Source organism: Larkinella bovis, assembly GCF_042655385.1.
GTDB lineage: Bacteria > Bacteroidota > Bacteroidia > Cytophagales > Spirosomataceae > Larkinella > Larkinella bovis.
The window spans coordinates 232,798-246,083 of sequence record NZ_JBHSMA010000002.1 but is presented as its reverse complement, the minus strand read 5'-3'; the positions used below and the strand labels follow the sequence as shown (position 1 = coordinate 246,083).

The following is a 13,286-nucleotide window of genomic DNA, read 5'->3' as shown; positions in this document are numbered from 1 at the left end:
CGGAACGACCTCCTCTGTAGGATTTCTCTATCGGTCGGCCAAACAAAAGGCGTTATATTCTGACAAATATAACGCCTTTGCAAAACAAGAAGCGGTGGTGGGTTTAAAAAGAATGTCTCAGTGAATCAGGTGAATACCGATTAGAACCAGATGCAGCAGAACGTTGACCGCGAATAGGTTCAGGCAAAACCGTACAGACAGTAGCCCAAGGTTAGATACCAGCACGGCAAAAAAGGCGACCACTGCAATACCGGCGTAAATATCGCTGTATCCGAAATCAAAATATTGAAAAACCAGCAGCGCAACCGGTGTCAGGATACACCCCTGAATGAGCAGCATGGCCCCCATCAGCGTAAACCGGTAATCGCCGGTTTCAAGCAGATTCACCAGGCTGTTATAACGAGCCGCCCAGCTATGACTTACGGGTTGGGCAGCAATGGGTTGGGCGGGGAGGGCAAGTTTCGTGTTCATCGTCGTATCAATCATAGTTTGATGATACAAAGATTGCCGGTTTCCCGCGCCGAAGGGATGACGGTCATTAGCCCGGTGCCTGATTTGCATTGCCGGGCTGACTGACCAGCCTCAGGAGGAAAGCTGACGGATGTCATGCCCGAAAACCGGACAAACCGGCAGTTTTACAAAAATGTCAATCGCATGGAATCATCGAAGAAATCACTTGCCAGTCCTGATCGGCTTCAACTGGACTATTGCCGCACCGAAAACCAGCGCCGGGCGCTTGAACTGACCCATTACAAGCAGGAAACCAACCAGTTACTGGCGTTACTCGACGATGTTCTGGCCCATTATAACCACGCAGGCCTGCGCCACCGGGCCATTGATTACCACCAGCAACTCTCCCGGCTGAAGACCTGGTTCAACCGGATGCAGTCCGAGCTGATCTGCGAATCGGGTGCCTGCACCGCCGATCATCCCGTGCCCTGCGGAGCTGTGCGGTTTAGCCGAACCAGCCTGTTGCCGGTCCAGTTTGTGGAACTGTCGGAGGACTTTGCCCGCACGAAAGCCGGCTGCTACCAGTTTCTGTCGGTCATTGTCCAACTGAATTTGATGTAGCGCGAAATACGCACAGTGGCTTAGCCCGTACTGATCAGCATCGGCAGTGATTCGCTCGACGAACTCCTCCGGGTTTCAGTCCGGGCGTCCTACCAGCGGACGGACTGAAATTTCCAGCCGGGCTGGACTTTCTGCATTTCGGTTTCGTCGTCCCGTTTGGTCAACCCGCAGGCTAGATAATTCTGGTGCAGGGCCGCCAGGGCCGTCCGGTCAAGTTCCACGCCCAAACCGGGTGCCTGCGGAACCGCCACCGAACCTTCTTCAAACAGAAACCGCCCCCCGACAATCACCTCATCCGACTGCCAGGGATAATGCGTGTCCAGCGCGTACGGAACCCGGGGCAAAGCGGCACCGAGGTGCACCATCGCGGCCAGGGAAATACCCAAATGGCTGTTGGAATGCATCGACAACCCGCGCCCGAAGGTGTCGCAAATCCCGGAAAGCGTCATCGACGACCGTAAACCGCCCCAGAAATGGTGATCGCTCAGGATAATATCCTCGGAACCAAGGGCAATGCTATTCGGAATATCTTCGAACGAAGTGGTGCACATGTTGGTTGCCAGCGGGGTTTTGACGGCTTTCCGCACCTTCGCCATGCCTTCCTGCCCGCGCGTCGGGTCTTCCAGGTATTCCAGAATCGGCTCCATTTCTTTGCCATACTGAATGGCGGTTTCTACCGTCCAGAGCGCATTGGGGTCGATCCGTAACGGCACCTCCGGCCCAAATTCCTGATGCAGGGCAAACATCGCATCGACTTCCTGCCGGGGTTCAAAAACACCCCCTTTGAGCTTGATGGATTGAAACCCGAATTCCGCGCACATGGCTTTGGCCTGGGCTACTATTTCGGCCGGATTCAGGGCACTGGCCTGCCTAGCTGCGGCCCAACCCGTCGCGTTTGGATCGGTTCCGAAGCTCAGTTGACCGCCCGCGCCTTCGTATTTGTAAAACAGATAGGCCGAAAACGGCACGCGGTCCCGCATTTTACCGCCCAGCAAATCGACCACCGGACGACCCACCACCTTGCCGATGATGTCCAGACAGGCGACCTCAATGGCACTGAAAATGTGCACCATCTTCCGCTGGTCCCAGGGAGCTTCCCCCCGCTGGGCGGCCGTATCGGTCCCAAAGTGAGCGACCAGCACCTGCCGGATTTCGCTGAGTTGGAAGACATCACGCCCGATCAGCAGTTCGCGGGACGCTTCCAGCGCCTGGTCGATGTCGCGGTTTCCCGGAATTTCGCTGATGCCCGAAATACCGTCGTCAGTGACCAGTTCGACAATCGTGCGCAGAGCGTACGGAGCGTGTAACCCGGCGGCATTCAACAACGGCGGATCAACAACGGCAATGGGTGTTACGGTGATCGCGCTGATGCGCGGACCGGGCTTGCCGGCAACGAGGGACCTTCCAGTCATGCTAAGGGTATGGTTCTGTTCTCAATCAACTTACTTCGTCGGACACCGCCTGAAGCAGTGCCTTGATGTAGCCGTACGCAAACGAAAACGCCTGCGACGTACTGCCCGGATCATGGTGGTGCGGAACGTGGTCGGGCATCACCATCCCGGAAAAACCGACATCCCGCAGGGCGCGGACCACGTGCAGGAAATTCATATCGCCGTTGTCCGGATACACTTCCTGAAAATTTTTCCAGCCGCCTTTGATGTTCCGCAAATGAACGTTAAAAATCTGATTTCGCTCACCGACCCACTTAATAATCGGCATAATTTCGGTTTTCGGATCTTTCAAGCCTTCCGCAATCGAGCCAATGCAAAAGTTAAAACCGTGGTATTCACTGTCGTACAGTTTTGCAAACCGCTGAATACCTTTGAAAACGTCGGGGCTGTTCCAGCGCGTAATGCCGCGGTAACCCACGGGCGTCGGCGGATCGGCAATGTGGTTGGCCATCTTGACTTTATATTCTTTCGCCACCGGCAGAATCCGGTCCAGCAGGTAGGTAATCCGCTCGAACATCTGCTCGATCGAGACGTCGCCCGCGATGGTTTTCGGCTTGTTTTGCTTCAGGGCTTCCTCATAATTCCAGGCGCTGTACTCCGCATTCCCGCGTTTAGGGTCGGTATACCGCCCGGTGCGCAAAACCGGCAGAATCGTCGTGTTGTAATTCAGGACTTTAATCCCGGTTTTGCTGGCCACCTGGATCATTTGCTGAAGAATCTCGATTTCGCGGTCCCGTTCGGGGCTTTTGCCGAGCATGATATTCGGGTATTCAACCTTGTCGATGCCCGCCGAGGTCAATGGAAAGTGGTAGGCATCGAGGCTGATGCCGTACTTCTCGCAGGCTTCCCGCTTCCGCATCGAGTCGTCGAGATCCCAGCCTTTGCCGGGAATGCTTTTGGGCGATCCGCCGTCCAGGTTATAAACACCGTGACGGGCCTTGAACTCCAGGTTTTCGACCGTCGTACCGCCCGACTGGCAACCGACTTTCATGAGCACTTTTTTCGGTACAACCCGGTTTTCCGCTTGCGCCGATTCGGGACCAAAGGCAGCCGCACCAACGGAGCTAGCCGTAACAACTTTGAGAAATTCCTTTCGTTTCATCGTGGTAAGGGCTTTGTGAATGGTTTATTTAGGACTGTCTGCTGTTCGGGATTTGAAATCCGCAACCGATAGCGTCAGGACCGAATCGTCGGACCGTTCAAATCCTGACGAGCGGTTTCCAGCTGTTTGATAATCGCGCTATGGTCCAGTTCCCCGTCACCGGCCTCGATGGCGGCTCGCATCTGCTCGGCCACCAGGGCGGTCGCTTTCAGCGGCACCGAAAACGCTTCGCCCGACTGGAGCGCAATGCCCAAATCCTTGTGATGCAGTCTGATTTTGAAACCGGGCGTGAAATTCCGTTCGATCATGCGTTTGCCGTGCAGATCCAGAATCCGGCTTTGGGCAAAACCGCCCAGCAAGACCTCCCGCATTTTTTCGAGATCGACACCGGCCTGCTTCGCCAGCGTGAAGGCTTCGGAAACCGCCTGAATGGTGATGCCCACAATCAGCTGGTTGCAGGCTTTGGTGGTTTGCCCCGCGCCCGGTTCGCCAATCAGCACGATGTTTTTGCCCATCGCCTGAAAAACCGGCAAAGCGCGTTGAAAAGCCGCTTCGCTCCCACCCACCATGATCGACAGCGAAGCCGCAACCGCCCCCACCTGTCCGCCCGATACCGGCGCATCCAGCGCTTCGACGCCCTTTTGCTGCAATTGTTGGTAAATTGTCCGGGCCGTCGCGGGCGAAATTGTGGACATATCGATGAACAAGGCCCCCGGCTGAAGGCCTTCCAGCACGCCGTCCGGCCCCAGCACCACCTGTTCCACCTCCGGCGAATCCGGCAACATCGTGATGACCACATCGCTCGTCTGCGCCAGCGCCTTGCGGTCTGAAAAGCTACTGGCACCAGCCGCAACCAATTCCCCAGCCGCCTGGCTCGTTTCCAGTACCGATACCGGAAAACCGGCCTTGATTAAATTCAACGCCATGGGTTTTCCCATGATGCCCAACCCAATGAATCCTATTTTTTCCATACGTTTTTGGTACCCGGTTTTCGGTTCACGGTTTGCGCCGGGCCGACGCTTCGGTACTTGACGTTTTGGGTTAGCCATCCGTATTCGGGCGCCAGCCAACCGTAAACCGTGAACCGAAAACCGGCTATTGATTAAAGTAAAGGGAACAGTTTTGCCCCGATCATGATGATGATGAGCCCGGTCAGGCCCATGACGACGAGCAGGGGTGAAATCGTTTTCAGGGCCTCCCGCTCGGTCAGGTTACTCAGTTTACAGATAATCCAGAATCCGGCGTCATTCATCCAGGGCACCAGTTTGGAGCCGCAACCAATGGCCAAACCGAGATAAACCGGGTGAAATTCGAGGTTCGCGTTGGTGGCCATGCCCGACAAAATGCCCGAAGCCGTGATCAGGGCGACCGTGGCCGATCCCTGCGCCGTCCGGACAACGGCAGCAATCAGGAACGCCAGCGGAATCAGTGCCATCTGGTATTCTTTGGTCATGTCGGCAATCCGTGTGCTGATGCCAGTCTGCTGCAACATCCCCCCAAACGCTCCGCCAGCCGCCGTGATCAGGATAATACCGCCCCCGCTCATCAAAGCCGCCTGCACGAAAGGCGTAAGGCCTTCCTTGCTGTCTTTCTTTTGACTGGCCAGAATCAGCAGGGCAGCAATACCACCGGTGACAATCGCAATGTTTTTATCGCCGAAGAACCTGATCAGTTTCAGGATCGTATTCAAGAATGGCGACTCGGTCAGCGGTTGGCCGGGTGTAGCCATCGTGTTGAGCGCCGTATCGGCGCAGATGAACACCAGCGGAATCAAAACCGGCAGCAGCGACACGCCCAGACCGGGCAGGTGATGATTTTCCTTGGCGGCAATCAGTTTGATATCCTCCAGTTTTGCATCGAGTGAATCGCGCAGCGGAATCGGCCACCGCCGGTTCGCCCAGAGCGCGAAGAAATACCCGGCGGTGATCGTAAAAAGCCCGACGATAGTCCCGGCCATCATCATCAACCCAATCGGAATGTGCATCTCACCGACCAGAAACAACGGTCCCGGTGCGGGCGGCACCAGCGAGTTTGCCATCGCGGCCCCGGCCATGATGCAAAGAACCAGCAGCAGGTAGTTTTTCCCGATTCGCAGCGTCATGGCTTTGGCGAGCGGCATCATCAGGAAAATAACCGTATCGAAAAAAACCGGGATACCCAGAAAGAAACTGCTGACCAGAAACGCAATCGGTGCCTTTTCGATGCCCGTCAGTCGCAGCATCGACCGGATAATGCGTTCGGCGGCCCCGCTTTCGAGCATGCACTTGCCGATGATGGCGGCCATCGCAATCAGGATCCCGATTTTGCCACAGGTGCTGCCAAATTCGGTCGCAATGCGTTCGCCGATGCTTTTTTTCGCCAGCGCCTGCGCGGCCGCCGGGGCGGTTCCTTTCGCGATGGCAAACTGTTCAATGGCTTCGGCGGGGGTCAGGAGGGCTACAATGAAAGCGCCCAGCAGGAGCGCCAAAAACGGGTGGAGCTTTAATCCGATGATGCCACCGACCACAATCAGAACACCAACGGCTAAAATGAAGAGCGGATCAGACATTAATACGTTTTTAAGGGTTTAGGAAAAAAGGGTTATTACACAGGGTTGATCTGAGAATATCAGGGTTAATCAGTGGCCCTGCTTACCTCTGATATCCTCTAATTAACCCTGTGTAATAGCTACTTATATACGTTCCGAAAAGCATTCAACTTGGCAGCCAGATTGCGGGCTCCGTCGGCGACGAACGTTCCGTCGGCCCCGCAGGCCAGCAGCCGGATGCCCAGGTCGTGGTAGCGCTGGTAATCGTCGGGGTTAAAAAAAAGGATTCCGGTGGCTTTCCCGGCTTTTTGGGCCGCGTTGACGGTTTCGCGCAGGGCTTCCTTAAACCGGGGGTGATCGAATTGCCCGAAAATGCCGAGCTCCATCGACAGATCGGCGGGCCCGATGAACAGCACATCCACCCCATCGATACCGGCCACTTCATCCAGGTGGTTCAGCACTTCCACCGTTTCAATCTGCACCACGCCCAGGATGGTATCGTGCGCTTCTTCGTAGTACCGCTGAAAATTTTGCGCAAAACCGGTCGCCCGCACCATCTTGGCCACTCCGCGACTGCCGTGGGGCGGGTAGTGCAGCCCGCTGACGACTTTCCGGGCCCCTTCGGGATTCAGAATCTTCGGACACATGATCCCCTCCGCACCCATGTCCAGCACCCGGTGAATCCGCTGACTTTCCGAGCTTTCTACCCGAACGATGGCACCGGCTCCCGTATGTTCCAGCGCCTGTAATTGATACAGGACATCTTTTTCCGAACCGGCACCGTGTTCGAGGTCGATCAGCACCCAGTCAAAACCGGATTGTCCCACAATTTCGGCGGTCAGCGAACTGCCCAGATTCAGCCAGCAGCCATTTAATGTTTCTCCTTGTTTGAGTCGTTTTTTCAGATTTTTCATACAGTCCAGTTCAGCAATTGGCGGAGATTTCCTCCTTTCACCTTGTCGCGGTCGGCCTCGGAATAATCGGCCATGTGTTTGTCGACAACCGTTGGCGAGTCTCCTCCCCAAACCATCCGGTTCGCCCCAAACTCCCTGATGACCCGGCGGGTAAACGGAATGGCACTTTCATAATACGGTGCATCCTTCGCAAAATAGCCCAGGCCCGAAAGTTTCATATAGACGTTCGGAAACCGCGCCAGTTCGAGCACGTCGGCATATTCCGGCCCGGTGCCCAGATTCGGTTCGGCGAGGTGGTCGATCAGCACCCTGCAATCCGGAAAAGCCGCTATAGCCTCCCCGGCCTGCCGGGCGTAATTAGGCCCGATATGCAATTCGACGATGAGATTCAGCTCTGCCGCCTGTTTCCACAACGCCCGAACGCCCGGGTCCGCCAGCGTGTTCAGGTAGGTTTCCTTACCCCGGTGGGCGTGAAACCGGGTGGCCACAATTCGCGGTTCCTGCCGAACAAGCGCGGCCAGCTTCCGGGGAGCGTCCGGATCTTTCGGAAAAAACAGGGCCGTTCCCCGCAGTCGGTTCGGTTCGCGCCGGAGACAATCGAGCAGCAATCGATGATCATCCCCGTAGGGTTCGGGATGCACGATCACCGCCCGGTCGATTTTCTCCCGATCGAGCCGTTGCAGGTAAGCCGCCAGTTGATCCGCCGGTTCTTTCGCCACCGTCGGTTGATAGGTGGCCTGCGGATGAAACGGAAACCGCGCCAGATCCGGGCTAAAGATGTGGGCATTCCATTCGATCACCGGTTCCGCCACCCGGTTTTCCAACCGATCCTGCGTTGGCGAAACCGCCCCCCAGCCAAGCTGCGCCAGGCCAACCCCCGCGAGCGTGCCCAGCACGGCACGGCGGCCTGGTAACCGGGCGGTTTTCTTCCGGATTGGGTGCGGACTGGATTCCATCGTCAAAAGGGTTTTGGTCAATACGGGTAAAAACAGGTCAACGGACTTTCCCGACCAGCGCTCCGGTTACTTTTTATCCCACCAGATGCGGGTATCCAGCAAATTGGGCCCCTGACGGCTAATGGCCTGATCGACATTATCTTTATTCACGTTCAATTCGGCATCGGTGTACGTCAGCCGACGGATAAACGCTTCGGTTTTCAGGTCTTTGCCGGGGTACGGATTGGGCTTCAAAACCGGAAAACCGCTCCGCCGGAAATTGGCCCATGTTTCCGGTCCCATCAGAAACGATGCGACCCAATACTGCGTATTGATCTGCTCCAGTTCCTGCCCGGCGGCCAGCGGATTCGCATCGACAAACGTGTTTATGGCGCTTTCCGCCACGGCGGTATTCGCCCCGTAGGTTGCCAGTTGCTGCATATGCGCCCGAATGCCGTTGGCGTAGAACGTGGCCGCGTTGCCGGTGGTCCATTTCCGGAAAGCGGCTTCGGCCAGCAGAAGTTGCGTCTGAGCGTAGGTCACCAGAAAACTGGGGGCAGTCAGCGAAGCCATGCGGGTTTTATCCAGCTGGCTGTAATCCCACAAACTGGCGAGTTTGCTGGCCGTCACGGCCGCGCTGATCGTCGTGTTGTCGTAGCCCTGGGGTGCCCCGATCTGTACGCCGGGGGTCCGGTTGGCCCGCGACTCGACCTGCTGCGCCCCGCTCGTAGCCCCGACGTACCGAACGGCAATGGAAGCCAGCCGTGGATCGTTCATTTTCTGCAGGAAACTGACAAATTCTTCGTCCAGGTAGAAAAACGCCGATTGTCCGCCGTTCAGCTGGCTCCCGATCGGGTTGGTAAAGCTGGCGTTATGACGAATGATGGCATTATCGGCGTTGGACTGCATTACCCCACCCGCAACAGCTTTGGCGACGTATTCAGCGGCTTTGGCCGGATTCACTTTGGAAAGCCGCATGGCCGCCCGCAGCAGCAGCGAATACCCCATCCGTTTCCACTTGACCACATCGCCATCGTACAGCACATCACTGGCTACTTTCGTTTTCGACGCATCCAGAGCCGCCGAAGCCGCATCCAGTTCGTTGAGGATATCGGTATAAACGGATTCCTGCGTATCATACACCGGTTTTACAATGCCTTCGAGGTAACTTTTCCCGGCCTGCACGTACGGCACATCGCCGTAGGTATCCGTCACGACCATGAACGAATACGCTTTCCAGATCCGGGTCATGTTGTAGAGGTTAACCCGGTTGGGATCATCCTTGGTTTTGGCAATGATATCCACTAACTCACGGATGATCGTCCGGTAATAGGTGTTCCAGTTGCCGTTCGAAACGCCCCGGTTATCCTGGTTGAAATTGGCGGCCGACCCCTGCCCGCTGAACGGCGTAATCATCTGTTTCACAATGGTCGTTTCGTAGCTCAGGTTCCCGTAACCAGCCGCGCTGTTGACGATGGCGGTATTGAGTTGGAAAGCCGGTTCGACGGCCGTCAGGGCAATCGGGTTGATGTTCATCTCATCGAATCCCTTGTCGCAGGCAGTGAGAAAAAGGGCTAAGCCGATTAGTATCTTTTTCATGGTTTTGGTACGGGTTTGGAGGGGGTTGTTGCACAGGGTTGATCAAGGAATCTCTGATAAGCCCTGATTAACTCTGGGTAACACCCTTTTAAAATTTCACATTCAGGTTAAAACCAATGCTTCTCGTAATCGGCAAGCCGGTGGCTTCGAGCCCGACGAGGTTGTCGGACGGAAAACCGAACTGCTCGGGGTGAATATTCGGCACCCATTTCTTGATCACCGCCACGTTGTTGGCCACGGCGTTCAGCCGCAATCCCTTGATGAATTTCGCGCCCGTCGGCAGGAACTTCGTGAAGTCGTAGCCCAGCGTGATTTGCCGCAATTGCCACAAACCGGCGTTGTAGACAAACTCCTCGGCGATGTTCTGCGACCGCACGGTTTCGTAATAGGCCTGCACCCCCGACTTGGTCTGGTTCACCTCGCCGTTCGGATTGACGCCCTCGCCGATGACGTAGCCTTCTTCGCGGCCCACCAGCGTGGCTTTGTGCAACCCGTGCCGCCAGGCGTTGTGGTTGGTGCCCGAAATCATTTTGTGGCCCAGTTTGAAGTCCACCAGAACCGACATGTTAATGCCTTTGTAGCTAAACCCGTTGGTAATACCGCCCACCCATTTCGGCAGGGCACTCCCGAACGGAATCTGCGTGGTGGTTCGCAACGGCCGGCCGTTTCCGGCATCGAACACCTGGCGCCCCTGCGCGTCACGCTGGTAGCCAAACCCGTAAAGCTGGCCCATCGGCTGCCCAACCACCTGCCGGAGTTCTCCGGTGAACTCGCCGGTGCCGACCGTAATCATGTTGTCGCTGACGCTCGAACCCAGATCGAGCACTTTCGTGACATTATAAGCCGCGTTGAACGTCAGGTTCCAGTTAAAATTATTCCGCTTAACGGGCGTGATGTTCACCAGCATTTCCAGCCCTTTGTTGCTGCTTTTGCCGACGTTGATCAATTGGGTCTGATAGCCGCCCGCATCGGAGGTTTGCGCCCGCAGGATCTGGTCGGACGAGAGTTTATCGTAATACGTCAGGTCCAGGCCGAGGTTGTTGTTGAACAACCGCAACTCCAGCCCAAATTCTTTTTCAGACACCCGCATCGGGCGCAGGTCAGCGTTGGGAACCGTCGTTCCGCTGATGTTCGCCAGCGGCTGGGCCGTACCACTGGGCGACGGAAACTGCTGGGCATTGATGCCGTAAAACAGGTTGTTGGCGTAAGGTGACACGTCGGTATCGCTCCCCACTTCGGCGTAAGCGGCCCGGATTTTCCCGAACGTCAGCCAGACCGGCAGTGAGGTCGCAAACGCCTGGGAGAACACGAAGCTGGCCGTTACGGATGGATAGGCAATGCTCCGGTTGGCGGGCGAAAGCGTTGAGAACCAGTCATTCCGCACGGTCCCGTTCAGAAAAAGGAAGTCTTTGTACGAAAGTTCAGCCGAACCGTAGAGGGAGTTGACCTGCCGTTCGGAGAGATCATAGATGGCGTCCCGTTGCCGACCGTTGCCGATGGTGTATAGGTCCCGGACGTAGAAATCCTGCACCAATACATTGTGCCGACTGATTTTCCGGTACATCTGGTTCCCGCCCAGATTTACGTTCACCCCGAAAACCCCGAACGTTTTGTTGGCATTCAGCAGGAAGTCGGCGTTCAATTCCCGGACATTCCGCACGTCCTGCACATACTGCCCATTGACAAAACCGGCCGGGGCCGCGGGTTGCCGTTGGGTACCCGTCGGCAGGTTGTACTCCTGTTCGCGGGCGTAGAAATCCTGTCCGAGCCGGGCCTGCAAAAACAGCCAGTTCGTAAAATTATAGCGGGCGGTCAGGTTGCCAAAAACACGGTCGGTATCGATGTTTTCGAACCGTTTGAGGGCAAAGTAGGGGTTCGTCCGGTTCGTAAACCGCGACCAGGTGGTCTCGTTGCCGTTGGCATCCGTCGCGTATTTTTCCAGAATGTCCAGCGGCATCGAATTCGCCATACTGAAGATAATGACCGGGCTGAAATCCTGCTCGGCAATGTTGGGCGGGTTCTTCCGAAACTCCTTGGAATAATTGATATTACCGGACACGGTCAGCCTTTTTGCCAGCGTCTGCGTAAAGCCCAGGTTGATATTTTTCCGGTTGTAACTCGAACCGGGATAAATGTTCCGGTTGTCCAGATTGGCAATTGACAGGCTGAAACCGCCATTGTCGCCACCCGACGACAGCGTCAGCGTGTTGGTCCAGGTGCCGCCTTTCCGGTAAAAATCCGTAATCTGGTGCCGCTGCGGCACGTACGGAACCTCGATGCCATCAAACAGCACCTGCGTCATGCCCGGCTGGAATTTTTCGCCGAAACTCCACTGGCCGGAGGTCGGGAAGGGCGTGGTCGGACGAATACCGTTTTCGCCCTGTCCGTACTCGTACTGATAATCCGTGTAATCCAGGGGTGTATCCGATGTGAAATTTGTGTTGTATTCCAGGCCGATACCGTTGCCCGTTCCCCGGGTTTTGGTCGTGATCATGATGACGCCGTCTTTCGCCCGTGAACCGTACAGGGCCGAAGCGGCCGCCCCTTTCAATACCGTCATCGTTTCAATGTTGTCGGGATTGATGCTGCTCAAACCGTCTCCGCTGTCGGAGGTCCGGTTGCTGCCCCGGTCCGACACATCGCCCCGGGCCCCGTAGTTCGTGTTGTCGATCGGAACGCCATTGACCACGATCAGCGGGGAGTTGTTACCGCCAAACGACGACTGTCCGCGAATCCGGATTTTGCTGGTCCCGGCGGGTCCCGATCCCAGGGGCGTAATGTTGACACCCGCCATTTTCCCCTGCAATGCGTTCATGAAGTTGGGCGTCCGGTTTACGGTCATTTCTTCCGAACCCACCGTTGCCGTGGCGTAACCGAGACTTTTCGTCTGCTTCTTGATCCCCAGGGCGGTCACCACCACCTCGTTCAGGGCTTTGCTTTCCGGAGCCAGCGAAATTTGCAGACGGCTCTGGTTGCCCAGGGTAAGCTCCTGGCTGACATAGCCTACATAACTGAAAATCAACACCGTTCCACTCACGGTGGCGTCGGGAATATCCAGCTGAAAATTACCGCTGGCGTTGGTGCTTGTGCCGCGCTGGGAGCCTTTGATCAACACCGTAACGCCGGGCAAACCCGCCCCTTTTTCGTCGGTCACCTTGCCCGACACCGTTCGTTGGGGAGCCAGTTCCGCCGTTCGTTCCCGAAGATCGATAAACCGGCTGTCGAGATCCGGGACCGTACTGGCCGATAACACCACCTTCCGGCCCACCACTTCGTAGTTGACCGGCAGCGGTTTGAAGTACTTGACCAGCACCTCCTCCAGCGTCGAGTTGTTCGCTTCGATACTGATCTTCTGCCTCCGCTCGATAACCTGCGAACTGTACACGAATTGTACATCCGTTGCCTTTTCGATATCCGCCAATACCCGTTTTATATCCTGGTTATCAACGTGTAACGTTAAGCGTCTGCTCAGGTATTCCTGAGCGTTACTCGGGTGAGCAAACGACGCGCCCACCAGCGAGAACATGACCAAACTTTGTGTCAGTGAAAACCGCATAAGTTTCAACCAGAGTTGCCCGGAAAGGTGTTTTTTCATAGTTTTGTTAAGGTTGAATAGTTCTGTTTCGGAACGATTTTCACTGAGTGGTTACTTTGGCGAGTCGACTCTCAGCGAACAAACCGTGGGCA

The 13,286-nt window shown here is 56.1% G+C and carries 10 protein-coding genes; 1 reads left to right on the top strand and 9 read right to left on the bottom strand.

Annotated elements, in window-relative coordinates:
* Positions 1 to 117 precede the first annotated feature (117 nt).
* Positions 118 to 471, bottom strand: a complete 354-nt coding sequence (locus ACFPMF_RS08390; protein WP_379843083.1) for a hypothetical protein — start codon at positions 469 to 471, stop codon at positions 118 to 120.
* Between the two features lie 183 nt (positions 472 to 654).
* On the opposite strand from ACFPMF_RS08390, the gene ACFPMF_RS08385 reads away from it, so the two are divergent.
* Entirely contained in the window at positions 655 to 1,071 is a 417-nt protein-coding gene (locus ACFPMF_RS08385; protein WP_379843081.1) for a hypothetical protein, read from the top strand.
* Between the two features lie 89 nt (positions 1,072 to 1,160).
* Here ACFPMF_RS08385 and ACFPMF_RS08380 read toward each other — a convergent pair whose 3' ends face one another.
* The 8 genes from ACFPMF_RS08380 to ACFPMF_RS08345 form a co-directional block, all read right to left on the bottom strand.
* The gene (locus ACFPMF_RS08380) at positions 1,161 to 2,483 is read right to left on the bottom strand and encodes an enolase C-terminal domain-like protein (protein WP_379843078.1); all 1,323 of its coding nucleotides are present in this window, start codon (positions 2,481 to 2,483) and stop codon (positions 1,161 to 1,163) included.
* Between the two features lie 25 nt (positions 2,484 to 2,508).
* Positions 2,509 to 3,624: a mannonate dehydratase gene (locus ACFPMF_RS08375; protein ID WP_379843076.1), complete on the bottom strand. Its 1,116-nt coding sequence runs from the start codon at positions 3,622 to 3,624 to the stop codon at positions 2,509 to 2,511.
* A 74-nt stretch (positions 3,625 to 3,698) separates the two neighbouring features.
* Positions 3,699 to 4,673 (bottom strand): 2-hydroxy-3-oxopropionate reductase, encoded by a 975-nt coding sequence (locus tag ACFPMF_RS08370; protein WP_379843073.1) that lies wholly within the window; start codon positions 4,671 to 4,673, stop codon positions 3,699 to 3,701.
* Positions 4,674 to 4,726: 53 nt separating this feature from the next.
* Positions 4,727 to 6,172: a GntP family permease gene (locus tag ACFPMF_RS08365; RefSeq protein ID WP_379843070.1), complete on the bottom strand. Its 1,446-nt coding sequence runs from the start codon at positions 6,170 to 6,172 to the stop codon at positions 4,727 to 4,729.
* A gap of 119 nt (positions 6,173 to 6,291) precedes the next feature.
* Positions 6,292 to 7,065 carry an HpcH/HpaI aldolase family protein gene (locus ACFPMF_RS08360; RefSeq protein ID WP_379843068.1) on the bottom strand — a complete coding sequence of 258 codons (774 nt, stop codon included), beginning with the start codon at positions 7,063 to 7,065 and terminating at the stop codon, positions 6,292 to 6,294.
* The gene (locus ACFPMF_RS08355; protein WP_379843065.1) at positions 7,062 to 8,021 is read right to left on the bottom strand and encodes an amidohydrolase family protein; all 960 of its coding nucleotides are present in this window, start codon (positions 8,019 to 8,021) and stop codon (positions 7,062 to 7,064) included. The genes ACFPMF_RS08360 and ACFPMF_RS08355 overlap by 4 nt, the downstream gene beginning before the upstream one ends.
* 66 nt (positions 8,022 to 8,087) lie before the next feature.
* Entirely contained in the window at positions 8,088 to 9,599 is a 1,512-nt protein-coding gene (locus tag ACFPMF_RS08350; RefSeq protein WP_379843063.1) for a SusD/RagB family nutrient-binding outer membrane lipoprotein, read from the bottom strand.
* 88 nt (positions 9,600 to 9,687) lie between these two features.
* A complete protein-coding gene (locus tag ACFPMF_RS08345) occupies positions 9,688 to 13,194 on the bottom strand; it encodes a SusC/RagA family TonB-linked outer membrane protein (RefSeq protein WP_379843060.1) in 3,507 nt (1,168 codons plus the stop codon).
* Positions 13,195 to 13,286: the final 92 nt, after the last annotated feature.

Excerpts from the sequence above, each read along its gene's own strand:
- ACFPMF_RS08370 (WP_379843073.1), bottom strand. The coding sequence starts at position 4,673 with ATGGCTAACCCAAAACGTCAAGTACCGAAGCGTCGGCCCGGCGCAAAC.
- ACFPMF_RS08390 (WP_379843083.1), bottom strand. The coding sequence starts at position 471 with ATGAACACGAAACTTGCCCTCCCCGCCCAACCCATTGCTGCCCAACCC.
- ACFPMF_RS08345 (WP_379843060.1), bottom strand. The coding sequence starts at position 13,194 with ATGAAAAAACACCTTTCCGGGCAACTCTGGTTGAAACTTATGCGGTTT.
- ACFPMF_RS08350 (WP_379843063.1), bottom strand. The coding sequence starts at position 9,599 with ATGAAAAAGATACTAATCGGCTTAGCCCTTTTTCTCACTGCCTGCGAC.
- ACFPMF_RS08380 (WP_379843078.1), bottom strand. The coding sequence starts at position 2,483 with ATGACTGGAAGGTCCCTCGTTGCCGGCAAGCCCGGTCCGCGCATCAGC.
- ACFPMF_RS08365 (WP_379843070.1), bottom strand. The coding sequence starts at position 6,172 with ATGTCTGATCCGCTCTTCATTTTAGCCGTTGGTGTTCTGATTGTGGTC.
- ACFPMF_RS08355 (WP_379843065.1), bottom strand. The coding sequence starts at position 8,021 with ATGGAATCCAGTCCGCACCCAATCCGGAAGAAAACCGCCCGGTTACCA.
- ACFPMF_RS08375 (WP_379843076.1), bottom strand. The coding sequence starts at position 3,624 with ATGAAACGAAAGGAATTTCTCAAAGTTGTTACGGCTAGCTCCGTTGGT.
- ACFPMF_RS08360 (WP_379843068.1), bottom strand. The coding sequence starts at position 7,065 with ATGAAAAATCTGAAAAAACGACTCAAACAAGGAGAAACATTAAATGGC.
- ACFPMF_RS08385 (WP_379843081.1), top strand. The coding sequence starts at position 655 with ATGGAATCATCGAAGAAATCACTTGCCAGTCCTGATCGGCTTCAACTG.